This window comes from Winogradskyella pulchriflava (assembly GCF_042434315.1).
GTDB classification, from domain to species: domain Bacteria; phylum Bacteroidota; class Bacteroidia; order Flavobacteriales; family Flavobacteriaceae; genus Winogradskyella; species Winogradskyella pulchriflava.
Map to the genome: position 1 here is coordinate 217,093 of NZ_JBHLTQ010000001.1, position 23,656 is coordinate 240,748.

22 protein-coding genes and 1 tRNA gene are annotated in these 23,656 nt (G+C 33.0%); 7 read left to right on the plus strand and 16 right to left on the minus strand.

The window, feature by feature from the left end; translation table 11 throughout:
• Positions 1 to 2: 2 nt before the first annotated feature.
• The 3 genes from hemW to ACFFGA_RS00950 are packed head-to-tail and all read right to left on the minus strand — an operon-like array spanning position 3 to position 2,427.
• Positions 3 to 1,199, minus strand: coding sequence for a radical SAM family heme chaperone HemW (gene hemW / locus ACFFGA_RS00940; protein ID WP_386058333.1), 1,197 nt, complete (start codon positions 1,197 to 1,199; stop codon positions 3 to 5).
• 6 nt (positions 1,200 to 1,205) lie between these two features.
• Positions 1,206 to 1,784, minus strand: a complete 579-nt coding sequence (ruvC, locus tag ACFFGA_RS00945) for a crossover junction endodeoxyribonuclease RuvC (protein WP_386058335.1) — start codon at positions 1,782 to 1,784, stop codon at positions 1,206 to 1,208.
• A 4-nt stretch (positions 1,785 to 1,788) separates the two neighbouring features.
• Complete coding sequence (locus tag ACFFGA_RS00950; protein ID WP_386058338.1) at positions 1,789 to 2,427, minus strand: cell envelope biogenesis protein OmpA; 639 nt, start codon at positions 2,425 to 2,427, stop codon at positions 1,789 to 1,791.
• Between the two features lie 27 nt (positions 2,428 to 2,454).
• Here ACFFGA_RS00950 and ACFFGA_RS00955 point away from each other — a divergent pair, with 27 nt between their 5' ends.
• The 4 genes from ACFFGA_RS00955 to ACFFGA_RS00970 are packed head-to-tail and all read left to right on the plus strand — an operon-like array spanning position 2,455 to position 6,221.
• Positions 2,455 to 3,423 carry a lysylphosphatidylglycerol synthase domain-containing protein gene (locus ACFFGA_RS00955; protein WP_386058341.1) on the plus strand — a complete coding sequence of 323 codons (969 nt, stop codon included), beginning with the start codon at positions 2,455 to 2,457 and terminating at the stop codon, positions 3,421 to 3,423.
• On the plus strand, positions 3,420 to 4,565 hold the full coding sequence (locus ACFFGA_RS00960; protein WP_386058344.1) for a glycosyltransferase: 1,146 nt from the start codon (positions 3,420 to 3,422) through the stop codon (positions 4,563 to 4,565). The genes ACFFGA_RS00955 and ACFFGA_RS00960 overlap by 4 nt, the downstream gene beginning before the upstream one ends.
• A 52-nt stretch (positions 4,566 to 4,617) precedes the next feature.
• Positions 4,618 to 5,481, plus strand: coding sequence for a hypothetical protein (locus ACFFGA_RS00965; protein ID WP_386058347.1), 864 nt, complete (start codon positions 4,618 to 4,620; stop codon positions 5,479 to 5,481).
• 2 nt (positions 5,482 to 5,483) lie between these two features.
• Positions 5,484 to 6,221: a Bax inhibitor-1/YccA family protein gene (locus ACFFGA_RS00970; protein WP_386058350.1), complete on the plus strand. Its 738-nt coding sequence runs from the start codon at positions 5,484 to 5,486 to the stop codon at positions 6,219 to 6,221.
• A gap of 56 nt (positions 6,222 to 6,277) precedes the next feature.
• Here the strand turns inward: ACFFGA_RS00970 and ACFFGA_RS00975 are convergent, their stop codons facing one another.
• From ACFFGA_RS00975 to ACFFGA_RS00990, 4 genes are read right to left on the minus strand one after another with little or no spacing between them, the layout of a single operon-like run.
• Positions 6,278 to 6,754 carry a hypothetical protein gene (locus ACFFGA_RS00975; RefSeq protein WP_386058353.1) on the minus strand — a complete coding sequence of 159 codons (477 nt, stop codon included), beginning with the start codon at positions 6,752 to 6,754 and terminating at the stop codon, positions 6,278 to 6,280.
• Positions 6,755 to 6,794: 40 nt separating this feature from the next.
• On the minus strand, positions 6,795 to 7,925 hold the full coding sequence (locus ACFFGA_RS00980; protein WP_386058356.1) for a tetratricopeptide repeat protein: 1,131 nt from the start codon (positions 7,923 to 7,925) through the stop codon (positions 6,795 to 6,797).
• A 12-nt stretch (positions 7,926 to 7,937) separates the two neighbouring features.
• A complete protein-coding gene (locus ACFFGA_RS00985; RefSeq protein ID WP_386058359.1) occupies positions 7,938 to 10,319 on the minus strand; it encodes an energy transducer TonB in 2,382 nt (793 codons plus the stop codon).
• Positions 10,319 to 10,681 (minus strand): BlaI/MecI/CopY family transcriptional regulator, encoded by a 363-nt coding sequence (locus ACFFGA_RS00990; protein WP_386058362.1) that lies wholly within the window; start codon positions 10,679 to 10,681, stop codon positions 10,319 to 10,321. The genes ACFFGA_RS00985 and ACFFGA_RS00990 overlap by 1 nt, the downstream gene beginning before the upstream one ends.
• A 215-nt stretch (positions 10,682 to 10,896) precedes the next feature.
• On the opposite strand from ACFFGA_RS00990, the gene ACFFGA_RS00995 reads away from it, so the two are divergent.
• A complete protein-coding gene (locus ACFFGA_RS00995) occupies positions 10,897 to 11,394 on the plus strand; it encodes a DUF456 domain-containing protein (protein WP_386058365.1) in 498 nt (165 codons plus the stop codon).
• A gap of 246 nt (positions 11,395 to 11,640) precedes the next feature.
• Here ACFFGA_RS00995 and ACFFGA_RS01000 read toward each other — a convergent pair whose 3' ends face one another.
• From ACFFGA_RS01000 to trxA, 6 genes are all read right to left on the minus strand, one after another.
• Positions 11,641 to 12,309 carry a response regulator gene (locus ACFFGA_RS01000; RefSeq protein WP_386058367.1) on the minus strand — a complete coding sequence of 223 codons (669 nt, stop codon included), beginning with the start codon at positions 12,307 to 12,309 and terminating at the stop codon, positions 11,641 to 11,643.
• Between the two features lie 80 nt (positions 12,310 to 12,389).
• Complete coding sequence (locus tag ACFFGA_RS01005; RefSeq protein WP_386058370.1) at positions 12,390 to 14,444, minus strand: ATP-binding protein; 2,055 nt, start codon at positions 14,442 to 14,444, stop codon at positions 12,390 to 12,392.
• 114 nt (positions 14,445 to 14,558) lie between these two features.
• Positions 14,559 to 14,729: a hypothetical protein gene (locus ACFFGA_RS01010; protein WP_386058372.1), complete on the minus strand. Its 171-nt coding sequence runs from the start codon at positions 14,727 to 14,729 to the stop codon at positions 14,559 to 14,561.
• Positions 14,730 to 15,255: 526 nt separating this feature from the next.
• Positions 15,256 to 15,329, minus strand: a tRNA-Asp gene (locus ACFFGA_RS01015).
• Between the two features lie 77 nt (positions 15,330 to 15,406).
• On the minus strand, positions 15,407 to 16,336 hold the full coding sequence (locus ACFFGA_RS01020) for a DUF58 domain-containing protein (protein ID WP_386058375.1): 930 nt from the start codon (positions 16,334 to 16,336) through the stop codon (positions 15,407 to 15,409).
• A 179-nt stretch (positions 16,337 to 16,515) separates the two neighbouring features.
• Positions 16,516 to 16,833, minus strand: a complete 318-nt coding sequence (gene trxA / locus ACFFGA_RS01025) for a thioredoxin (protein ID WP_386058378.1) — start codon at positions 16,831 to 16,833, stop codon at positions 16,516 to 16,518.
• Between the two features lie 323 nt (positions 16,834 to 17,156).
• Here trxA and ACFFGA_RS01030 point away from each other — a divergent pair, with 323 nt between their 5' ends.
• Together ACFFGA_RS01030 and ACFFGA_RS01035 are read left to right on the plus strand one after the other, a co-directional pair.
• A complete protein-coding gene (locus ACFFGA_RS01030; protein WP_386058381.1) occupies positions 17,157 to 17,396 on the plus strand; it encodes a ribbon-helix-helix domain-containing protein in 240 nt (79 codons plus the stop codon).
• Positions 17,389 to 17,676 carry a type II toxin-antitoxin system RelE/ParE family toxin gene (locus ACFFGA_RS01035; RefSeq protein WP_386058384.1) on the plus strand — a complete coding sequence of 96 codons (288 nt, stop codon included), beginning with the start codon at positions 17,389 to 17,391 and terminating at the stop codon, positions 17,674 to 17,676. The genes ACFFGA_RS01030 and ACFFGA_RS01035 overlap by 8 nt, the downstream gene beginning before the upstream one ends.
• A gap of 105 nt (positions 17,677 to 17,781) precedes the next feature.
• Here ACFFGA_RS01035 and ACFFGA_RS01040 read toward each other — a convergent pair whose 3' ends face one another.
• The 3 genes from ACFFGA_RS01040 to ACFFGA_RS01050 all read right to left on the minus strand — a co-directional run bounded on the left by ACFFGA_RS01040 (position 17,782) and on the right by ACFFGA_RS01050 (position 23,566).
• Positions 17,782 to 18,342, minus strand: a complete 561-nt coding sequence (locus tag ACFFGA_RS01040) for a hypothetical protein (protein ID WP_386058386.1) — start codon at positions 18,340 to 18,342, stop codon at positions 17,782 to 17,784.
• A gap of 53 nt (positions 18,343 to 18,395) precedes the next feature.
• Positions 18,396 to 22,781 (minus strand): DNA polymerase III subunit alpha, encoded by a 4,386-nt coding sequence (gene dnaE, locus ACFFGA_RS01045; protein WP_386058389.1) that lies wholly within the window; start codon positions 22,779 to 22,781, stop codon positions 18,396 to 18,398.
• 335 nt (positions 22,782 to 23,116) lie between these two features.
• Positions 23,117 to 23,566, minus strand: a complete 450-nt coding sequence (locus ACFFGA_RS01050; protein WP_386058392.1) for a ferritin-like domain-containing protein — start codon at positions 23,564 to 23,566, stop codon at positions 23,117 to 23,119.
• Positions 23,567 to 23,656 lie beyond the last annotated feature (90 nt).

Below are 23,656 nucleotides of genomic sequence, written 5' to 3' on the forward strand. Positions count from 1 at the left end.
GTTTAGTTTATTTTAAACAGTTCAGAAGCAATGCCATCACTCAAAAATTGTCCTTCTTTGGTGACGCGTAAATGCTCATCATCAATATCAATATACAATAAATGTTGATTTATAAAAACATCTGACTGCTCAATTAGGTAATTCTTAAATGTTATACCAAAATCCTTTTCAACTTTTGGTAATGAAACTCCCCAAATGGTTCGCAAACCCGTCATTATATACTCGTTGTACTGATCCGTAAGGGTTAATGTTTCAATTTCTATAGGCAAATTGTTTTGTTGAATCGCTTTAATATATTTTGAATTGTTTCTCACGTTCCAGCCACGTTGTTTGCCATTAAATGAGTGAGCGGAAGGCCCAATACCTAAATAGGATTTTCCTTGCCAATAGGCCGAATTATTTTTACTAAAATAGTTCTCCTTTCCAAAATTTGATAATTCATAATGCACAAAACCTGAAGCTTCCAATTTGGCTTTTAGAATATGAAATTGCTCATGTGCTTGCTCATCATCAACGTCTTCAATTGTTCCTTTTTCTATAAATGCAGCTAAAGCTGTTTTTGGCTCAACCGTTAACGCATAACTTGAAATGTGAGGTACGTTAAAGCCAAGCGCTATCTCAATATTTTCCATCCATTGCTCATTTGATGCACCAGGAATTCCGTAAATTAAATCGAGTGAAATATTATCGAAATGTTTTGTAGCCGCTTCTAAACAGGCTTTTGCTTCGTTGGCGTTGTGTGCTCTGTTCATCAAATTTAAATCGGCTTCAAAAAAGGATTGAATACCAATACTAAGTCTGTTGATTGGTGTATTTACAAAGTCTTTTATGCGTTGAGAAGACAAGTCATCTGGATTGGCTTCTAAAGTAATTTCTGGGTGCTCAGCAACTTTATAATTCTTGTAAACCGAATCAATTAGCACTTGTAATTCATCATTAGACAATAAGCTTGGTGTTCCTCCTCCAAAATATATCGTCTCAACTGTAGTGTTTTTGAATTCGTTTTTTCTAAGTTCCAATTCTCTTGTTAATGCACTAACAAGGTCGTCCTTCTTTTTTAACGAGGTTGAAAAATGAAAATCGCAATAATGACAAGCTTGCTTGCAGAATGGTATGTGGATGTAGATGCCTCCAGCCCCTTCTAGCTTCCCTTGAAGGGAAGAATTCTCACTCCTAACTGAAAAATTTTCGTTACACATCACACTTTACTTTCCCCTCTGGGGATTAAGGGGCTTTTTTACACGGCTCTCATTCTGCTTTACAAACGCTGCCCAACCAGTATAACTCTTACCAACCTCAACCTTTCCTTGGTTATAAAAATGACAAACTGCTGCTGCCAAACCGTCTGTAGAATCTAGATTTTTTGGCAATTCCTTTAATTGTAATAAGCTTTGTAACATCTTAGCCACTTGCTCTTTGCTGGCATTTCCATTACCAGTTATTGCCATTTTTATCTTTTTTGGCGAGTACTCCGTTATGGGTATTTCCCTAGATAAGCCTGCTGCCATAGCCACACCTTGTGCTCTTCCTAACTTTAGCATACTTTGTACGTTCTTACCAAAAAAAGGAGCTTCAATGGCTATTTCATCTGGATGATAGGTGTCAATTAGTTCTATAGTGCGTTCAAAAATGAGTTTAAGTTTTAGGTAATGGTCATCATATTTTTTAAGCTGTAGTTCATTAAGTTGCATAAACTGCATTTGCTTACCAACAATCTTTATGAGTCCAAAGCCCATTATAGTTGTTCCTGGATCTATACCTAATATTATTTTTTCTTTACCCATTCCACTAATCACAAAACTGGCAGCCACTTAATGAAACTGCTACACCAAAGGTAAGGTTAAATACACTGCCATTAAATGCTCCTAATCCACTCAAAACAGGATCGTACTCATCTAAAGAGGTTAAACCATAAATATAAGCTGTATCTACATAAACCGAAACCTTTTCGCTAATGGCATAATGCACTTCTAAACCACCTAATAAATTTAAATACGACTGTTTATTATCTCCCAAATTACCTAGTGGTTTTACAAAACTAAAACCAGGACCTGCATGCAAAATGGTTCTTAATCTTGGTGGTAAAAACCCTAAATGTGTTGAAGGGTCAAAAACAAATTGTGCATTAATACGGGAATAATTTACCTTAAATTCGGGCGCATCGTCATCGTTTTTGAAACGGTTAAAGCCAAAATCCAATTTAACTCCATAAGTACTCTTAAACATGTGCTGAACACCTATGTTAACGGTAGGAAAATTTAACGATTGTGCATAGGCACCATCCACAAAACCATCGGTTGTTGGGTAGTTTAGTCCTACTGCAAATAATGCTTTCCACTTGCTTGTGTCCTTAAATTGTGCATTACTGTTTAACGTGAATAACACAATAAACGTAAAAAAAATGTATTGTTTTAAATATTGCTGCATCTGTTACTTTTTAGTTTAATTTGTAGCATGCATTATGATGTGCCATACAAAACTAAGCAATTCTTCTTTGTACTTATTAAGATAAGCATTGTTGTTGGTGCATTTTATTTTATTTATTCAAAACTTGCTGAAAATGAAAATTTACAATTCGGTGAGTTTATGGCATTTTTAAAAGAAAATGATACTTTTTCGACAAAAAACATCCTTTTTTTATTCTTTTTAAGCATTTTTAATTGGGTTTTTGAAATTCTTAAATGGAAGCATTTAGTAAAAACTATTAAAAATATCTCCTTTAAAGATGCTTTAGAGCAGAGTTTAGGAGGTCTAACCGCATCACTAATTACTCCGAACCGCATAGGAGACTATGGCGCAAAGGCTGCTTATTATGCTAAGCAATTTAGAAAGCGTATTGTATTACTAAATCTTTTAGGCAATATGGCACAAATGACCATCACAACGCTATTTGGTGTTGTTGGCTTTATCATATTTGTGAATCGTTACCAAATAGATGTTGATTATTACAAGGTTGTAAGATTTGGGTTTTTATTAATTATGCTAAGCCTTTTTGCAGTTTTTGGAATAAAATATAAGCGTTTCAGTATTAAAGGGTATTCTATTAATCGTATTTTGGAATATATAAAACGTATGCCTTCTCAAACCCATTTAACTAACCTATCGCTTTCACTAATTCGCTATTTAATTTTTTCATTTCAGTTTTATTATCTGCTTACAATTTTTGGTGTTGATGTAGATTATTCTAGAGCTATGGTTTTAATCACCAGTATGTACTTTTTAGCTTCTATAGTGCCATCTATTTCAATTTTTGATGTGGTTATAAAAGGAAGTGTTGCGGTTTTTTTGTTTGGTTTTGTTGAAGTTAACGAACTTACTATTTTATCAATTATAACTATAATGTGGTTATTAAATTTTGCACTTCCTAGCTTATTTGGAAGCTATTTTGTCCTAAATTTTAAACTCCCAAAAATTGAAGAATGATAGTAACATCAGTCAGCATAGCAGTTATCATTCTCTACCTTTTTTTAATTGGAAGTCTTATCTATGGTTTTGATAAGGTTGAAGATTTTAAGCTTCAGGATTTAGAACCCAGAACAAAATTTACGGTTATCATTCCGTTTCGAGATGAAGCTAAAAATCTACCGAAATTATTAGAGTCAATCTCTCAATTAAATTATCCTAAAAACTTGTTTGAAGTCATTTTGGTCGATGATGAATCAAGTGATGATTCAGTAAAAATCATTCATTCTTTTATTACCACAAAACCTATCGACCTTGCTCAAGGCGACATATCAATTTTAAATAATAAAAGAGTTTCAAATGCACCAAAAAAGGATGCTATTACCTCAGCTATTCAAGTTTCAAAATACAATTGGATAATTACTACTGACGCTGATTGTATTTTACCAAAATACTGGTTAGATGCTTTTGACGAAATGATTCAAACTAAAAACCCAAACTGTATTGTTGGCCCTGTTAAATTAAATAGTATAAACGCTTTTTTTAATCGCTTTCAGACTTTAGATATTTTAAGCTTGCAAGGTGCAACAATAGGCAGTTTTGGTATTGGCAAACCCTTTCTTTGTAATGGTGCTAATTTTGGTTATCAGAAATCGGTTTTTAAGGCCTTAAACGGTTTTGAAGGCAATACAAATATTGCAAGTGGTGATGATATTTTCTTAATGGAAAAGTTTAAAAAACTCGACAAAAAAAAGGTTGTTTACTTAAAAACTGCCCAAGCGATTGTAACCACAAATCCTGTTGGTAATTTTCTACAGTTAATACAGCAACGCTTACGTTGGGCATCAAAAACAAGTCAAAATCCTAATGTGTTTTCAAAATGTATTGGCTTAACCGTTTTTGTGGCTAATCTCTTTTGTGTTGTTGTTATACCTATGGTATTTTTAAACGTATTACCCATGAGAATCGCATTAGCATTACTAGTGATTAAATTCGCTATTGATTTTCTGCTATTGTTTAAAGCTTCACGCTTTTTTAAACAGGAAACATTATTGCTTTCTTACATATTTTCGGGTGTATTGTATCCTTTTTTTAGTGTTTATATTGTTCTATTATCCTTTATAAAATCCTATCAATGGAAAGGAAGAACATTTAAAAAATAATAGCATATTGAATATTTTTGGTAGCTTTACTAAAACCAAATCCTTACAAGAGATGAAAAAACTCATTTTAATTGCTTTGCTTTGCTTTACTTTCCAATTCAACTATAGTCAAGAAAGCTATACCATAAATGGTGAAACTCTTGAACTTAAAACCGAAATCGATGGTAAATTAGATTTACTCTGGAACACAATTGATGGACAATACCGTTATTTTGTAAGAACTGAAAATGGTACAATTACAGAACTAAAAAACACAAAAAATACTGATAACAAGTACCAGGAAGAATACAAAACAACGCTGAGTGAGTTGACCAATGGCAAGGCAACTGATAAATTAAAATTAACACTTTATAGCCTAAGAAACTATATTGACGCATACAATGCAACTGTAGATTCTAACTACACCTCTAGCCCAACTGAAAGTAACGTACAATTTAGATTAGGCTTTTCTGGCGGACTAACCAACAACCCTTTTGTTGGAAATCCAGACAATAAAAAAGTACCAATGATTGGTGCTGAATTGGAAATTTTTGAGGCCAATGCGCTACCTAGACATTCTGGTTTTTTACAAGCCAGACATACCTTTGACAGTGATGACTTTCCGTATAGCACTACAGAGTTTTCATTGGGTTATCGCTTTAGGTTTATAAATAAAGAGACTTTTTCTATTTATGGTCAAATGAAAATGGCGACTATTAATTTTTCTAGCGTCACATTTATTGATGAAGACGATATGGAAGTTGACCAAAGTAACACCTCTTTTGATATTCCTTTTATTTTTGGAATTGGGTCTGATATTAAAGTTGGTGCCAACAGTTATATTACTATCATTTATGGAGAATTATTTGCCTTATTGTTAGATAATCAAGGTAACTTCTCTACAGATATTGCCTTGGGTTATAAATTTAATTTATAGTCATGAGCTTAAGAAATTTTAAAACATCTAACCCTGTTTTTAATGGCTATTTTTGGGATGATGGCAAATCGTCCACTAAAACCATGTCTGTAGCAGGCATTTTTTTTAAATCCATTTTCGGAATTTTAATTATTGCAGCAATAACAGCTTACTTATGGAAACTTAATGAAGAAGGTATGCCTATGAGATGGTTTACATTAGGTGGCATGTTGGGAGCTGTGGTTATAAGTGTTTTAATTTCTGTTAGACAGAATTGGGCACATATATTAGTTCCGCTTTATATGGTTGCAAAAGGCTTCTTTTTAGGTGGATTTTCTTCTTATGCACATCGTAATTTTCCAGAGCTACCTTACCAAGCTATTGGTGTAACCATAGTTACATTTTTTGTAATGCTTATACTATACCAACTACGTATTATTGTGGTTACCAAAAAATTACGCAGCGTTATTATAACTACTACAGTTAGTATAATGGTAGTCTATCTCATCTCTTGGATATTAAGTTTTTTTGATATAAAAACGTATATCTGGGGAACCTCTTGGTTTGCAATTGGCTTTAATGTTTTGGCAGCTATCGTGGCATCTTTTGCGCTACTACTAGACTTTGATTATATAGAACGCTACAAAAATAAAGCACCAAAGTATAAAGAATGGGTTGCAACTTGGGGACTTTTGGCAACACTTATTTGGTTGTACATAGAAGTGCTAAGATTGATGCAAAAATTGGCAATACGGTTTTGAAATGTGTTCTTGCTAAGACGCAAAGAAATACCTAGTAACTAGTGTTTAGTGTCAAACTAATCAATCTTTACAATTACCGGTAATTCAAAAGCTGTGGTGACTTGCTGGCCTCGTTTAATTGCTGGATAAATTTTTGGAATTCCTTTTAAACTCTGACGAAGTAAACTGTCAATCTCTGGAATTAAAAGTTGTGTTTCGGGTTTTATTTTTATAGTGCTAACCTCCAAAAATCCTTTATTATCAATAATAAGTTTTAATCTTATGGTGTCATTTACATCATCTGCAACTACTATGTTTTGTGATTGCAAATAGCTGTTTACATGAGATAAAAGTGTGTTTTGAAAACAAGCCTTACTTTTTTCCTTAACCGTAATAGAATCGCAACTGGTAAAGGTTGGGTAAGTGTCAACATCGTTCCAATTGAAGGTTTGTAGTTCTTCCTCCAGTAAATCTTCAGAATTTACTTTTTGCTTTTCAAAGTAATCGCAAGAGGTAAAAAGAACAATCAATAAAAGAAAAGCTATTCGGTTCATTAGCACATTTTGATACCGAAATGTACGATTTTTTGCGATTTTAGTCTTGTTCTATAAATTTTTCTTGTTTAAGTTCCTTGAGTCGCGTTTCCGCATAGGTTTTAAAAGGGCTTTTTTCTTTCTTTTTAAGATAGTCTTCGTACAACTTTATTTTAGAATCTATATCTGCATAAAATTCGTCTTTTGTTCTAATTAAAAAGAACTCGGACATTATATTACTTGGATCTTCTTTTAAAGATTTCTGAAAGGCCTTAATGGCTTTTTCATATTTCTTCTGACGATTCAAAATTGTCCCCAAACGTTGATACTCATGAGACAAGGATACATCTTTAATTTTTAATGCGTTTGAAACATACTCCTCAGCCATTTCAAAATTATTCAAACGCTCATAGTAGGTGCCAATAACAAAGATAGCATTAGCATCGTAAGGATTATACTTTAAAGCTTCCTTTCTATGATAAATAGCATCTTCATAATCTGAATTCTCCGCATAACTCAAACTCAATTTTTCATGTATAAACTCTGAAGCTTCGCCTAATTCTAGCAATTTCTTAAACCACACAACCGAATGTGTGTAATACTCTTGATGATAATAAGCTTGGGCTTTTAGGCTTATAAGTTCAATATTTTGATCATAGCTTTCTAAACCTTTGTCAATTAATTTATGAGCATCTTCAAACTTTCGTTTTTGGAGACTGTGCTTAGCAATTTTAAAAATTGCTTTTTGGTGCGTTGAATCTAAATTATAAGTGGTTTTATACGCATCTAATGACGTTGTATCTCTCTGTTTTTCTAGAACTAAGCCTAACTCATAATGGTAATTGGGATTGAGAATGTCTGTTTTTATCAAATCTCTAAAAAGTTGATTTGAAACTTCATAATTTTTAGTTTTGGTTAAGAGTTGTGCGTATTCGTACTTTAAAAGTGCATCTTCTGGGTGCGCTGTTAGTGCCTTTTTATAATATTCCAATCCTTTACCATAGTTACCAATGGCTATGTAGGCTTTTGCAATTTTGTCGTACACTTCATCTAAATTCTTAATAGACTTATAAGCTTCAATAGCTTTTGTAAAATTTCCTTTGGCAAAGAGCATATCTGCTGTGTTTTTGGAATTTTGAGCATAAGTGTTTAGACTTATAGAAATGCAGATAAGGGCAAAAATTAACTTCATGCTTTAATTTAATTAATCATTGACTTGAAATGTAATAGGTAAACTGAAGGCTACTTTTATGTTTTCACCTTTTTGTTTTCCCGGAGTAAATTGTGGCAACAAGTTAATTACACGAATTGCTTCAGCTTCTAAATCAGGATGAGGTCCTCGTGCTCCTACATTTACAATTTGTCCGATTTCATTGATTACAAATTGTATGAAAATTCTTTTTTGACCTTTTGAAAGCCCTAATTTGTCTGGCAATTTTGTGTTGAAATTTTTACTTACAAACTTTTGAACTTCTGCAGACGTACACTTTTTACGTTCTTCTTCGCTTGAAATGGTTTTGCATTGTGGATGAATAGGTGCAACTTCAATGACACTGTATGGCACATTATCATTTTTATTCAATTTATGACGGTTTGATTTTAAATATTCTTGTTCAACTTGTATTAAACTATCAATAATATACATCTTATACATCTCAAACTGTTCATCTCTATCATCTGGCAATGCATTAGTTTCTTTAAGTCTCTCAATAAATGCTTTGTATTTTGGTGTGTTTTCAATAGAGTCCTTTTTTATAGATTGTGTTTTGGGACTTCCATTTGTAGCCTGAAACACAATTGGTAAAGAATACGGTACAACAACAGCTTTACCCTTTTGTTTTCCTGGAATAAATCTTGGTAGGCTTTTTATAACACGTTTGGCTTCATCCTCCAGAGCTGGATGTGCTGCTCTGGCTTGAACAGAAGATATATCCCCCATTTTATCTATTTTAAAGGAAACGAAAATACGTTGTCTGCCTTCCAAATTTAGAGTATCTGCTATAGCTTTATTAAAATTTTTGCTGACGTGTTTTTGTATATAATTGCTTAGACAATATTTGCGATCCTCATTTGTTGGTAAGTCTTTACACTCAACTAATGTTGGCACTTCTTCAATTACTGAGAATGGGACTTCTACGGACTGTATCTGGTTTTTATCAGTCTTATTAGACTTATAATCATCTAAAATCAATGTGCTTTTGCCATCTGTAATAATTACTTTCTCAACGGTTTTATCATTCTCTAATTGATCTAACATGGCGTTATATCTCCTTTCTTCGTCAGCTGTTTTATTAAGTATATCTTCAACAAAAAGTTTTAATTCACCATCTCTAATATTTGATTCCCATAATTCTTTGGCTTCTTTTGTTTTTGCCCATTCACGATATTCTTCATAACTCCTATGTGGCTCTAATCTCATGAGTTCTGCCGTTTCCATGTCTTTTTGTGTCAGTGTTCCGTTGTCTGATTTTCTTGCAATCATATCGTTGGCCAGATATTTTAAATAGGCTTTAGTCTTTAAATACTCTTCTCTAGATACAATATACTTATCATATGGTCTCTCAGTAATCCCAGAATATTTAGCTATTTCAAGAAAAGGCACTCCATCCTTTTTCAGTTTCATAAGTTCTTGATAATACTTTTCTATCAATTCTTCATCGGTTAATTCTTGACTAACTTCTTGCTGAGTTTCAGTTTTTTCTTGTGCCTTAATTTCGGTTGACGTATAGATTAACATCCCAAAAACTAATGGAATCAATAAAGCATATTTCATTAAATGCTGTTGTTTTGATTTAGATTTTTGTAACATAGCGATTCGTTTTTTGATTAATGATTTTTTAAAAAATGTATTGGTAAAGGACACATTGTAGACATCAAAAACCTGATTAAGTAAACTTTGATAGTAGTCTGCCTTTCCATTTTGCTTAACGGCTTTTGCGTCTGCTATAAACTCATGTAGTTCCTTTATTCTGTTTTGGTACATATATGCTAATGGATTGAACCAGAATAGGATTTTTAAAATTTCAAAAAACAATAAGTCAATACTGTGCTTTTCTTTTACATGAATCAATTCGTGTTTATATACTGTTGTCTTCTCGGATTCTGGAATACGTTCTCCTAAAAAAATCGTATTAAAAAAAGAGAATGCTGCACTACTTTTAACCAGTGCTACAATAAGAACATTGCCATACCAACGCTTTGGATTATTGTACTTTAACCAAAACAGTTTAGACATTTTGATAAGAAAAATTATAGTCGCAACTACAATACCACAATATAAAATTACCAACCATAGTGGTGTTTGTGGTTGCTGTATAACAATACCTGCTTGTTCTGCCACTAATATTTCATATTCTGTAGGAGGTTTTGTGCCTATAAATACTTCTGGCAATTGAATAACGAATTCTTTTGCCGCTATTTTTTTCAGTTCAGGAAACTTGATAAATGGCAATGCTAATGACAATACTGAGGTTAGCAGCAAATAAGCTCTATTGTAATTGAAAAAGGTTTCTCTTTTTAAAAACAAATCGTAAACCAATAAAAACAAAGCTTGAAAAGCAATAATTTGAACTATAGTGTAAAGCATTATTTCTTGTTTTTGTTAATTTCATTCAATAGTGTTTCTATATCTTTTACATCGACATCATTCTTCTGAACAAAAAAAGACACCATACTTTTAAATGAGCCTTGAAAATAATTATCCACCAATTTATTTATAGATTGATTGCTATAGGCTTCTTTCGCAACAATAGGAAAATAAACATGTCCTTTGCCTTGCTTTTCATAATCCACAAAGCCTTTGGACTCTAAAATTCTAATGATTGTAGAAACCGTATTATATGCTGGTTTGGGTTCTGGCAGTACTTTTATAACCGATTTTACATTGGCTTTTTTTAGTTGCCATAAGGTTTGCATTATCTCCTCTTCTGCTTTTGTTAACTGTTTCATTTGTTCTAAACTTGATTCGGAATCTCATAGATTTTAATGAGATTCTATACTTAAATTATAACGAGATCTTGAAATAAATTCAGGATACGCAATGTGATTTTTTCTAAATCACTTTGCTAATATAACTAAAAAATTAGTTTCAACTAAGTTTTTAGTTAAAAACTTGTAACTTTGGCTTGCTTATTGCGTCATATAAATGAATTTAAATTATTTATATGGAAATTTTTTTGGTGCTAATAGCACTACTTTTAATGATACTAGGTATTATAGGAAGCTTCTTACCTGTGTTACCTGGACCACTTACCAGTTGGGCAGGACTTTTGGTATTGCATTTTACTGAAGGTGTACAATTGAGTCAAACTTTTTTAATCAGCACCTTACTAATAGCAATTTTTATTTATGTGCTCGATTATATTATTCCTGCTATAGGAACTAAACGTTTTGGTGGTAGTAAAGCTGGGATGATTGGCACTACACTAGGATTAATTATTGGTATACTATCTCCTATTCCGTTTGGAATTATTATTGGGCCCTTTGTTGGTGCTCTTATAGGAGAAATGATTCATAGAAACGATATAGAAAAAGCTTTAAAAGCTGCTTTTGGATCGTTTTTAGGCTTTATAGCTTCAACATTCTTAAAGTTTATCGTAGCTATTATATTTTTAGGATTCTTTATCCTAAAACTCTCAGAACATAATGCCCCTTGGTATTAAAATTTAAGCAAGAAAAAAACCTAGTTACAAAGAAATGTAACTAGGTTTAGTTTTCTTGCTATTAACTCAACAATTACTTAAAGGGATTAATTAATTCTTGTTGACTCTAGCAAATATATGTTGCTATTATAACTTTTTGCTGAGGTAAAACCACAAACTTTTTACGTGAAAACCGTAGTTTGTAGCATTAACAAGCCCTAAGCGCATTTTTTCACATGCATTTCATCGAATAAAAATGTACTTTTTTTACAAATAGCCCTTTTCTCTAGCTTCTTGTAATAACGTTTCATCTTTTCCGTCGGTTACAGAAAACAATAATTTAAGCTGTTTTTTACGCTTTTCTATTGCACTTGTAGAAAGTGGTATGTATTCACTGAGGCTTTTAGTTTTTATGCCTTGGGATAATAAGTGAAGTATTTTTCGGTTAACATCATCCACATAAATTTCACTAGTAATGGTCTTTTTTACATAATTATTAACCGTACTACTGTAATATGGTGGGTACTTAAGAATTTGCTGAAAAGCGTCTGCCAATTCCATGGATGTTAAATCACTTTTTATAAGAAATCCATCAGGATTAATTTCTTTTATAATATTATGAATCCTAAACGACTCATTAAACATCGTTAGAATAATAATCTTAGCATCTGGAAGCACTTTTTTAGCCAAAAGTGCAAGGTCTTCACCGGAAGCATACCTACCATCTTCAGAAGGAGGTAAACTTATATCAAAAAAACAAACATCATAGGGAGTTCCTTTAGAAGCTCTGTTAATCATTAATTGAGCAGTGTCGCAATTATTGGCTGTATCAATTAGCAAGGTTTGATCATCATCTTTTGTTGCCATTAACACATTTTGGTAGCCTTCAATGATTATTGGATGATCATCTACCATGAGTATGTTAATATGTTTCATCTGTCTCTTTTATTTTTTTTGATCAGATGGAATTCGCCAAAAATTATCTCATTTGATATAAAGATTTATTATGGCTCATTTCATGTCGATTGGTTTGTATAGGGAATCTTAACATTAACTACTGTACCATTTCCAGATTGAGAGGTAAAGGTGATTTTTCCATTAATCTCATCTACACGAGACATCATGTTTTTTAACCCAATACCCTTTTTACTTTTAGAGGTATCAAATCCCTCTCCATCATCAATGATATCCAAGCAAATTACATTTTTTTCTAATGAAATACTAATTTTTATAGCATTAGCATTAGCATGTTTATAAATATTTTGCATAGACTCTTGAATGATTCTGTAGATATTAATCTTGGTTTTATTGGATAAAGTGTCCCAGTTTATATCATCTGTATAATCGAAATTATATTTTAAGCCATAAGCTTGTGTTTGGTTTTCAATAAGTTCTGACACAATGTTCATAAAACCAGCTCCAGAAACAAAATCAGTATTTAGTTCATGAGAAATTTTACGAATGTCTTCTTCAATAGTTTTTAGCTGAGCTATATAATTTGCTCTATTCATCATAGCCTCCTTGCCTTCTTTAAAATTTATGCTATCCAAACTTAGGCGTGTGCCAAAAAGCCTCCCAAGTACACCATCGTGCAATTCCTTTGATACTCTTATTTTCTCCTTAGCTCTTGCTTCTTCTACTTTGTCTTGTTGGCTAAGCATAAGGTTATAAATATCCTCATTGGCTTTTTGTTGTACCTGAATTAGTTTAAGCTTTCTGTTTTTTGCACGTTGCGATATCAAAACATATATAAGAATAGCTGTTAACAGTAATCCAATAGACAAAATGACGAGATATAGATTTTCTTTGGAGATTTGTTTGTTTTCTGCTTCAATTTTTTCGTTTTCTGCCTCTAACTGATCTGTTTCAAATTCAATCCTGGCATACTTGTTTCTAATACCTCTCTCTTCAGTTATCAAACTATCGGTAATTCTTATATGCTCTCTTAAATATTTTTTTCCTTTTTCACCTTCTGTAATTTGAGACAAAATCATAAGAGCTTCTAGTTTCACTTCATTTGCAAAAACACTAGAAGAAATATCTAAAGCTTCATTGGCATATTTAGATACTGAGTCTATTTGATTGGCCTTAAAATATAATTTAGAAGTATGTAATGCTACATTCATTCTTAAAATATCATCACCAAGTTTTTTGGTTAAATCATATGATTTGCCAAGCTTATTCTTAACAGAATTAAAATTATAATCTCCAGATTCTAATTCTGTAGCTGCGATATTGGTTAGTATGGTTGGATAAAAGGTAGGGTCTTCATTTTCATATTTTGGTCTTAATTCCAAGAGGCTTTCATAAAGTTCTATTGCCTTTTCAAATTCACCCATTTGCCGATAAACATAAGCTTTGTTATTGATAGAATAGACCTCATTTATAAATCCATTTTTTATCTTTTTTGCATAAAAATTTGATTTTTCATAGTATTCTAAAGCCTTAGGAAAATTACCAGACTCTCTAGATATAATACCCATTAAATTATATGCATTCCATAATTTATCTAAGCGATTTTGAGTTTCAGGAAGCCTGTTTAGAATAATGATAGATTTTATAGCAGCTTCTTCTGCTCCAGCATATATTTTCTCTACCTGCTGAATATCTGCCAAATAAAGTAATGCTGTGGCTTTAGGTTCTGAAACATCATTTGGGGAATAGTACTTTAATGCTTGAGAATAATAATAATAAGAACTATCATTTTTTTGATAAAACCTATAGAGCGAACCCAAATTAGATCCTGCTACTGTTATTGCTGAAGAGTCGTTTATCTTGGTTGCTAATTCAAAGTTAGCTCTATTTAAATTAATATACTTTTCATACTTTTCGGCTTCAAAATATCGCATAGATAAGTTTCTGTTAGCCCTAAGAATAATGGAATCTATATCTATCCTTTTTGCAATTTCTGAAGACTTAAGAGCAAATGTTAATCTTTCATTTACAGTTAAGTTTTTATCTTTTGACTTATCAATAAGTTCGTTAATAGAATCTATTGATTTATTTTGAGCACTTACTGTGGATAAATGCAAATGCAAGCATAGTATTGAGAAAAATAGATATCTTATCAATGTTTAACATTTTACTTCAAAAATAGGTTAAAATTAGATAATTAAAATTCACATCATAAAAAAAGCTCTCGTCTATAGGCGAGAGCTTAATATTTCATAAGGAAAGCAAAAAAACTAACCTTGACTTTCTACTTTAAGTTTTTTCTTGTCCACAGCTAACAAATCTTTTGGGCTGTAGTTTTTATAAGTAGGTTCGTTATCCACTACAACATTTTCGGATTGCACTCCAGATACAGTTAATAATAAAACAGCAACTAAAGCTAAAGTAATTTTAAGGGTCTTCATAAGTATCAATTTAGGGTTTATTAAATAGTCAATATTAAAATTTGTAACGATAAACATTACGTTGAGGGAGGGTATGGATAATTAACTATTGTTAGGTTTTAACCTAAAATTGTACTAAAAATAAAACGAGGGACGTTTTCTAGACAGTGAAGTCTAACAGTAAAATGGATTAAAATTTTCCTTGATAAGCGATTTGAGGACTTAAGAAGGACTACGAATATAGACTTAAATACATTACTACCAAAAATTTCATCGATTAAATGTATTTATTTATCGATTAAATACATAAATTTTGTTTATAACGTGTTGAAAACCGATAAATATAACCTTTCAACTAAAATCACAAAATCTACTAAAAACAAAAAAGCATCCCAATCTTCTTATTCAGAAAAAAGGAAAGCCTTTCATTGGAATATCAAAATTAACTTTGATATTACTACGTCCTGAATTTTACTTCAGGAACAACACAACATCTTTCTATTGCCAAAAAAAGCTCCAATTTCTCAGAGCTTTTAAGCAATTTTAGCGGTCTGGACGGGACTCGAACCCGCGACCTTCGCCGTGACAGGGCGACATTCTAACCAGCTGAACTACCAGACCGTTGCGTAATTGCGAGGGCAAATATACATTGCATTTTTAATATCGCAAACAAAAATTAAAAAAAAAGACTTTTTTTATTACACAAATTTTTGTCGCTCTACCATATATGTAGTGAGTATCTGATTAAATCCTGCATTTATATCTGCTTCTACATACTTAATTCTATACTGACCACACTTTAACCTTAGATTATTAAAGTATTCATTAACAGCTTTTTTGTAAGTGTCTTTTATATTTTCAGCATAGAGATTAATATACTCACCTGTTTCAACATCAATAAATCGCTTTGGCCTGTTATCAAAATCAAAAGTGAGTTCTTTGGCTTTATCAAATACATGAAATAATACAACCTCGTGCTTATTATGTTTTAAATGCCTTAATGCTTCAAATAATTTTTCGTCATCTTCTGAGGTTTGAAACATGTCCGTAAACACAAAAATTAATGATCTACGATGAATTTTCTCTGCAATTTGATGTAAATACCTATAAGTCTCTGTGGTTTTTGTATCTGGTCGAGATACTACGGCTTCACTTAATTTATTTAAAAGCATTTGGTGATGACGCTCACTACCCTTTTCTGGCGCATAAAAATCGTAAGTATCGCTATACAGGCTTAAGCCAACAGCATCGCGTTGTTTTTTTAAAATATGCATTAACGACGCACTTGCCAAAGCGGAAAATGCAATTTTATTAAGACTATCTATAGACGTGCCAGCAGTTTCTGGATAATGCATTGAACCACTATTATCTACTATGAGATGACATCTTAAATTGGTTTCTTCATCATAACGCTTAGTATATAAACGGTCGGTTTTTGCATACAATTTCCAATCGATGTGCTTTGTGCTTTCTCCTTGATTATAAATTTTGTGCTCAGCAAATTCTGCCGAAAACCCATGAAAGGGACTTTTGTGCATACCAGCAATAAAGCCTTCAACGACTTGCTTTGCTAACAATTCTAGGTTTTTAAAACCTCCTGCTTTATTGAGTTCTAGTTGTAAATCCATATGCCCATCCTAACCTTCCCAGAGGGAAGGAACTTGCTACTTGTGTTTTGTTTTGTGCAAACCGACTAGTTTTTATACCCTAATCACCTAATTCCACTTGCCTAACACCTAAGACATGCCCAAACTATAAAAGGTTTGCCGTATTGGCAAACCTTTTATCATTTCTTTTAGAGTATAGACTATAAAAGTGCGTCGATAGCGTCTGAATATGCATTTTTTGGTGCAACTCCAACTTGGCGACCAACAACTTCACCATTTTGAAATACCAATACCGTAGGTATATTTCTTACACCATACTTAGCAGCAAATTCTTGATTTGCATCAACATCTACCTTACCAACTACAGCTTTACCTTCGTATTCTGTGCTAATTTCGTCAATGATTGGACCAACCATACGACAAGGACCACACCAAGCTGCCCAAAAATCTACCATTACTGGTTTATCACTCTTTAATACTGTTTCTTCGAACGTTGCATCTGTTATTTCTAATGCCATAATATTTATTTTAATTGTATTCTACTTTGATTTATATGCAAAATTAGTCAAAAATTTTGCCAAACCTTACATTGGTAGTATTTGATTTAATTATGACGGCATTAATGATGTATATTCCCTATATTTTAGGGCATCAATCAGGCTTGTGTTACTTGCTCTCCAAGGAACTAAAAACAGAAGTAATCCATCTTAGTATTGAGTTAAAACAACAGTCTAATACTCAATAATAGCAAAACTGTAGGCTCAACTAACATTGAAAAACAGAATTATAAAATTTGTTTATGATTCACTTTTGGTGTAAATTTACATCAAAACTCAATATTATGGCAAGGCAAAGTATATCATTTACAAAACCCAATGACGCATGGCTAAAAGAGCAAGTTGACAGTAACGAATACTCTAGCAAAAGTGAACTCGTCAACGATTTAATAAGACAAGCCAGACATCAGCAAGTTGAAATTGATTGGATTAGAACCAAACTTAAACGTGCTGAAAATAGTGGGTTTACTTCAGATTCTAAAGCTAAGATTCTAAAGCAATCAAAAAGCCAACTTAATGGCTAAATATAGGATAAGTAATACTGCAAAAGAGGACTTAATTAGAATTCATCATTACGGAGTAAAAAAATTTGGGATTGCCCAAGCAGATAAATATTATGATTCTTTTTTCGACTATTTTGAGATTATTGCCCAAAGACCATTTTCATTTGAGTCGGTTGATTTTATAAAAAAAGGCTATCGACGTTGTGTTTGCGGCTCTGATTCTATTTACTACAAAATAAACAAAGACATTATTGAAATCATGACCATAATTGGAAGGCAGGATTTGGATGGTACGTTTTAAAAATTGAGTTGCAGCAACTTGTTTGCTTTAGAAGTGTCGATTAGAAAATCTTTGAGGATTTTAGTAAATAGCTTAGAACTAGTAATTGATTGTCGTACGTAGTTTTTATAATCCACTAATTATTCCTGGATTTGTCAATATAGTTGAAAGAATATTTGAAGCTACACCAGTTCCAAATTCAGCTAATTTTTCAAGTATTTTTTTCTTTTTAGATTCAGGCTTGTCTTTACCTTTTAGAATTTTTTTTAATTCTTTTAATTGTTTGCCTGTTAATTCGTCTTCTATAGATTCCCAAATAATATTTACGTTAACCGTTTGACTTTGCATTTGATTCAAAGAAATATTTATACCAGAACCTGATTCAGTATTTTGTGTTTCTGGAATTCCGAATGACTCTAAATCATTAATTATTGACGAAATCAATTCAGTGGCTTGTCGAGAACACAAGCTTGCATTATTGCCACCACCAGTTGTATGACCATCAATAGTCACACTCATATATCTCTTATATTTAATTTTATTAATTTGTTCTTCCTGTTTACTGTTATTACCATAAATTCTTACGATAATATTTATAGCTTTTGCCTGCCAACTTTGAAGCTCATATTCATTGGTTATTTTTGAATTTTTAATTTCTTCTAGAGCTTTTATGAATTTTTCTATCATTTCTTTTGATATTACTTACAACACATATATTTAAGCACATTTTTTTCTAATCCCTAATTCAACTTATACCGCACATCATAATTTTCTAATTCCTTTAAAAGCTCTTGGGAAATTTTTACTTTTTGTTTTCTGCTTGGCATTTGTACCTTAATCTTTTCTTTATTATCGTACACTACAAAATTTAAGGTGTTTGTGCCTTCGTGGATTCTCAATAAATCGTGTAAAGTAGAAATTGTGCCTTCTTTTAGGTCGTCGATATTCAATTGTATGGACAATTTTTTTGCATAGGTATCCATAACATCATGCAACAACTGGAAGTTATTAAATTGAATTCTTGGGTCGCCTTTTTTACCTGTATCTCTATTTACCCAACCTTCTCTTACAAAGGCTCTGACGTACACAAAAGAGTTAACTACAAAAAAGTGTCTAAACTTTAAATAATCTTCTCCAAAAATCCTAAACTCATGGCTATCCGTGTAATCTTCAATAGTGAATAAAGCCCAACCCTTACCTTGTTTGCTCACACGATGTTGCACATCTGTAACCACACCACCAAAGGTTATTTCTCTATTAACTACAGCTTCCAAATTGTTAAAAACAGAAATTGTGCCGTTGCAAAAGGTCCGCATTTCAATTTTAAAATCATCTAATGGATGTCCTGAGATATAGATACCTACCACTTCTTTTTCGCGCGACAATTTTTCCATCGTTCCCCAATCTTCGCAAGGTGGTACTTGTGGCTCAGCAATTTGTACATCACTAGCTTCGCCAAACAAACTTACTTGTGCAGAATTTTCATTCTCCTGATGTTTGGCTCCGTATTTTACTGCTTTTTCCAAAAAGGTAATACCATCTCCATCATGAGCAAAATATTGTGCTCTGTGTGTGTCGGAAAAACAATCAAAACCACCAGCATTAGCCAAACCTTCAAAAGCTTTTTTGTTTGCTGCACGTAAATCGATACGTTTTGCCAAATCGAAAATAGACTTGTATGGTCCGCCTTCTTTTCTACCTTCAACAATTGTTTTTACGGCACCATGACCAACACCTTTTATGGCTCCCATACCAAAACGAACTGCATTGTCTTTATTTACAGAGAATTTGTAATAACTTTCATTAACATCTGGTCCTAAAACCGGTAAACGCATACGCTTACACTCTTCCATAAAGAAGGTTACGGATTTAATGTCATTCATATTGTTAGAAAGCACAGCAGCCATATATTCTGCTGGATAATGGGCTTTTAAATAGGCAGTTTGGTAGGCAATCCAAGCATAACAGGTAGAATGCGATTTGTTAAAGGCATAACTTGCAAAGGCTTCCCAATCTTTCCAGATTTTTTCTAGCTTTTGTTTATCCATTCCCTTTGCTGCAGCCTGCTCAATGAACTTTGGTTTCATTTTGTCTAGAACAGCCTTTTGCTTTTTACCCATGGCTTTTCTTAAAACATCGGCTTCACCTTTAGTAAAATCTGCCAGTTTTTGAGACAACAACATCACTTGCTCTTGGTATACCGTAATACCATAAGTCTCTTTAAGGTATTCTTCCATTTCTGGTAAATCATATTCTATCTCTTCATCACCATGCTTACGGGCAATAAAACTTGGAATATATTCCATAGGACCAGGACGATACAACGCATTCATGGCAATTAAATCATCAAAAACCGTTGGTTTAAGATTCTTCATGTGCTTTTGCATACCAGGAGATTCATACTGAAAAATCCCTACCGTTTCTCCACGTTGGAATAAGGCATAGGTTTCTTCATCATCTAGCGGAAAATTATCTGGATCTAAGGTGATACCATGCTTAGCTTTTACAATTTTAACCGTATCTTTTATTAACGTTAGGGTCTTTAATCCTAAAAAGTCCATCTTCAATAGACCTGCGCTTTCTACCACAGAGTTATCGAACTGCGTAACATACAAATCGGAATCTTTGGCTACAGAAACCGGAACATAATTGGTAATATCACCTGGAGTAATAATAACTCCACATGCATGAATACCAGTATTACGAACCGAACCTTCTAATACTCGGGCTTGGTTAACCGTTTCGGCTTGTAAATCTTCTCCATCAGAAATATTAAGTAACTCATTTACTTTCTCTAAATCCTCTTGTCTGAATTTTTTTGCCAGTTCCTTTTCATCCAAACCAAAAATCTTTCCGAGTTTAGACATTGTAGGTATCAACTTTGCAATATGATCGGCTTCGTTTAGCGGCAAATCCAGTACACGAGCTGTATCTCTAATTGAAGATTTTGCAGCCATAGTACCATAAGTAATAATCTGTGCTACTTGATTAGCTCCGTACTTATCTATAACGTATTGCATTACACGACCACGACCTTCATCATCAAAATCGATATCGATATCTGGCATACTTACACGATCTGGATTTAAAAAACGCTCAAAAAGTAAATCGTACTTAATTGGGTCTATATTGGTAATCCAAAGACAATAAGCAACAACAGAACCTGCTGCTGATCCACGACCAGGACCAACAGAAACATCCATTTTTCTGGCTTCGCGAATAAAATCTTCAACAATTAAGAAATATCCCGGATAACCTGTGTTTTCAATAACTTCTAATTCAAAATCCAGGCGCTCTTTTATTTCTGGAGTAATTTCGCCATAGCGTTTTTTGGCACCTTCGTAAGTAAGGTGCTTTAAATAGGCGTTTTCACCTCGTTTACCATTATCTTTTTCATCGTCTGGATGTTTAAATTCATCTGGAATGTCGAAAGCTGGAAGTAAAACATCTCTTGCTAATTCATAAGGTTCAATCTTATCAACTACGTCTTGAATATTAACAATAGCTTCAGGAATATCCCTAAACAATGCCTTCATTTCTTCTGAAGACTTAAAATAATATTCTTGATTTGGTAAACCGTAGCGATAGCCTCGTCCTCGACCTATAGGTGTAGCCTGTTTTTCGCCATCTTTTACACAGAGTAAAATATCGTGCGCGTTGGCATTTTCTTGGTCAACGTAATAAGTGTTATTTGTAGCAACCAATTTTACATCGTGCTTTTGCGCAAATTGAACCAACACTTGGTTAACACGATTTTCATCTTCCTGATTATGGCGCATTAACTCGATATACAAATCATCCTGAAAGATATCTTTCCACCATAGTAGCGCTTCTTCAGCTTGGTTTTCGCCAACATTTAGCACCTTACTTGGCACTTCACCATATAGGTTTCCGGTTAAGCAGATAAGGTCTTCTCTGTACTGCTCAATGAGTTTTTTATCTATTCTAGGCACATAATAAAAACCATCGGTAAAAGCGGCTGATGATAATTTCGCCAGATTGTGGTAGCCCTTTTTATTCTTAGCTAACAAAACAATTTGATAACCATTATCTTTTCTGGTTTTATCCTTATGATTTTCGCAAACAAAAAACTCGCAACCTATGATTGGTTTAATGATTTTGCCCTTTTTCTCTTCACCTTTCTCTTCGGCTTCGGCATGTTGTGCCTTTATTGCTTTGTTATGATTGGAAACTGCACTAACAAAATGGAACGCTCCCATCATGTTTCCATGATCTGTAAGTGCAACTGCCGGCATATTTTCCTTTGCGGCAGCAGACACCAAATCCTTAACACTTATTGTAGATTGAAGAATTGAAAACTGTGAATGGTTATGAAGATGAACAAAATCCACTTCACTCAATTGCTCAACAACCTTTTTGTTTGTCTCAGTGGGTATTGCGGTTGTTTGCTCCTTTTGAAGGCGTTCATTAATCTTTGCACTTTCGCGTTTAAGATTAATATGTTTTAGACCTATAAGCTGGATTTCTGCAGGATTTTCTTCTGAAAATTTCTGAAAATAATCTGGCTGAACATCTAGTTCTTCTTTAGTGTATTCCTCTCTTCTTATTAATTCTAAAAAACAACGCGTTGTAGCTTCAACATCGGCAGTTGCATTATGCGCTTCTGCAAAAGGTTTGTTGAATAAAAATTGATGTAATTCGGTTAACGTTGGCAGCTTGTATTTTCCACCTCTACCTCCTGGAATTTGACATAAACTTGCCGTGTGTTCGGTACAGGTATCTAAAACTGGTAATTCTTGAAGTTTGTTGGCAACGTTCTCTCGCACAAACTCAGCTCCCATTATATTCAAATCGAACTTAACATTTTGCCCAACCACAAATTTTGTTTGAGCTAAGGCGGCATTAAATTTTTCTAATACCTCTGAAAGTGGCACACCTTGTTCTTGAGCCAACTCTGTAGAAATACCATGGATTTTTTCTGCATCATACGGAATATTAAATCCATCAGGTTGAATTAAATAATCTTGGTGGTCAATGCATTTACCCATAGCATCGTGCAACTGCCAAGCTATTTGTATAGCTCTTGGCCAGTTGTCCGTATCTGTTATTGGTGCATCCCAACGTTTTGGTAAACCTGTGGTTTCGGTATCGAATATTAAGTACATTCTTAAAAGTTCAAAAGTTTTAAGTTCAAAATTTAAAGTTTTTCTCGCTGAGTCGCAAAAGCCGCAAAGCAAAACTGATGTTATACTGAGCGCAGTCGAAGTATTTTAATACTAAAGCTTTAATACTCTTAGGTTAGCTTCGCTATGTGCCTACAAACAAAATATTTTGATTTTAGGCAGTGCTCAGAGTGACAACATATTAAATTTAAACTTGGTAAAAAGTTAGCTTATAAAATTACGTAGAATTTATACTTTTTTGAAATGAAGTTATAAACACTTTTAAACAAAAAAACCAGCCCTAAGGCTGGTTTTCATCTTAACCAATCAACTAAGCATTATGACAACGCTTCTTCATACATCTTCACAGAGTTAATTGCTGCTTCGATGGAATTTCTCTGCTTTCTCAGCAGATCAACTAATCTTGAAGGAAAGCTATTATCACTCAACAATTCGTTATATTCTTCTAAACTTGCTTTCTCACCTCTTAAGGCTTCGTTTAGAATGGTCTCTTCATTATTTGAAGAGAATGTAGCTTTTAAACTCATCCAGTTTCTATGCAATGTACCTTTAAAACTACCTGAGTCTTCTGGTATTTCTCCATAGGTTAAAATTTCTGTTCGTAATTGCCTTGCAAACCGACTACGTTCCTCTGCTCTATTTTTAAAGAAGTTTTTAACGTTTACATTATCAACCTCTTTCATAGCATTGATATAGCCTTTTTCGGCATCGTAATTTTTAGTTAATAATTCGTTTAATTTGTTTGAAATGCTTTTTTCGTACTTCATAATATCTTAGTTCATTTTAATATTTCAATAAATTCTTTATAGATGTGTATTGTTTCACATCTGCATACACAGTATAACATTTAAAAGGGC

Excerpts from the sequence above, each read along its gene's own strand:
- hemW (WP_386058333.1), bottom strand. The coding sequence starts at position 1,199 with ATGTGTAACGAAAATTTTTCAGTTAGGAGTGAGAATTCTTCCCTTCAA.
- ruvC (WP_386058335.1), bottom strand. The coding sequence starts at position 1,784 with ATGGGTAAAGAAAAAATAATATTAGGTATAGATCCAGGAACAACTATA.
- ACFFGA_RS00950 (WP_386058338.1), bottom strand. The coding sequence starts at position 2,427 with ATGCAGCAATATTTAAAACAATACATTTTTTTTACGTTTATTGTGTTA.
- ACFFGA_RS00955 (WP_386058341.1), top strand. The coding sequence starts at position 2,455 with ATGCATTATGATGTGCCATACAAAACTAAGCAATTCTTCTTTGTACTT.
- ACFFGA_RS00960 (WP_386058344.1), top strand. The coding sequence starts at position 3,420 with ATGATAGTAACATCAGTCAGCATAGCAGTTATCATTCTCTACCTTTTT.
- ACFFGA_RS00965 (WP_386058347.1), top strand. The coding sequence starts at position 4,618 with ATGAAAAAACTCATTTTAATTGCTTTGCTTTGCTTTACTTTCCAATTC.
- ACFFGA_RS00970 (WP_386058350.1), top strand. The coding sequence starts at position 5,484 with ATGAGCTTAAGAAATTTTAAAACATCTAACCCTGTTTTTAATGGCTAT.
- ACFFGA_RS00975 (WP_386058353.1), bottom strand. The coding sequence starts at position 6,754 with ATGAACCGAATAGCTTTTCTTTTATTGATTGTTCTTTTTACCTCTTGC.
- ACFFGA_RS00980 (WP_386058356.1), bottom strand. The coding sequence starts at position 7,925 with ATGAAGTTAATTTTTGCCCTTATCTGCATTTCTATAAGTCTAAACACT.
- ACFFGA_RS00985 (WP_386058359.1), bottom strand. The coding sequence starts at position 10,319 with ATGCTTTACACTATAGTTCAAATTATTGCTTTTCAAGCTTTGTTTTTA.
- ACFFGA_RS00990 (WP_386058362.1), bottom strand. The coding sequence starts at position 10,681 with ATGAAACAGTTAACAAAAGCAGAAGAGGAGATAATGCAAACCTTATGG.
- ACFFGA_RS00995 (WP_386058365.1), top strand. The coding sequence starts at position 10,897 with ATGGAAATTTTTTTGGTGCTAATAGCACTACTTTTAATGATACTAGGT.
- ACFFGA_RS01000 (WP_386058367.1), bottom strand. The coding sequence starts at position 12,309 with ATGAAACATATTAACATACTCATGGTAGATGATCATCCAATAATCATT.
- ACFFGA_RS01010 (WP_386058372.1), bottom strand. The coding sequence starts at position 14,729 with ATGAAGACCCTTAAAATTACTTTAGCTTTAGTTGCTGTTTTATTATTA.
- ACFFGA_RS01020 (WP_386058375.1), bottom strand. The coding sequence starts at position 16,336 with ATGGATTTACAACTAGAACTCAATAAAGCAGGAGGTTTTAAAAACCTA.
- trxA (WP_386058378.1), bottom strand. The coding sequence starts at position 16,833 with ATGGCATTAGAAATAACAGATGCAACGTTCGAAGAAACAGTATTAAAG.
- ACFFGA_RS01030 (WP_386058381.1), top strand. The coding sequence starts at position 17,157 with ATGGCAAGGCAAAGTATATCATTTACAAAACCCAATGACGCATGGCTA.
- ACFFGA_RS01035 (WP_386058384.1), top strand. The coding sequence starts at position 17,389 with ATGGCTAAATATAGGATAAGTAATACTGCAAAAGAGGACTTAATTAGA.
- ACFFGA_RS01040 (WP_386058386.1), bottom strand. The coding sequence starts at position 18,342 with ATGATAGAAAAATTCATAAAAGCTCTAGAAGAAATTAAAAATTCAAAA.
- dnaE (WP_386058389.1), bottom strand. The coding sequence starts at position 22,781 with ATGTACTTAATATTCGATACCGAAACCACAGGTTTACCAAAACGTTGG.
- ACFFGA_RS01050 (WP_386058392.1), bottom strand. The coding sequence starts at position 23,566 with ATGAAGTACGAAAAAAGCATTTCAAACAAATTAAACGAATTATTAACT.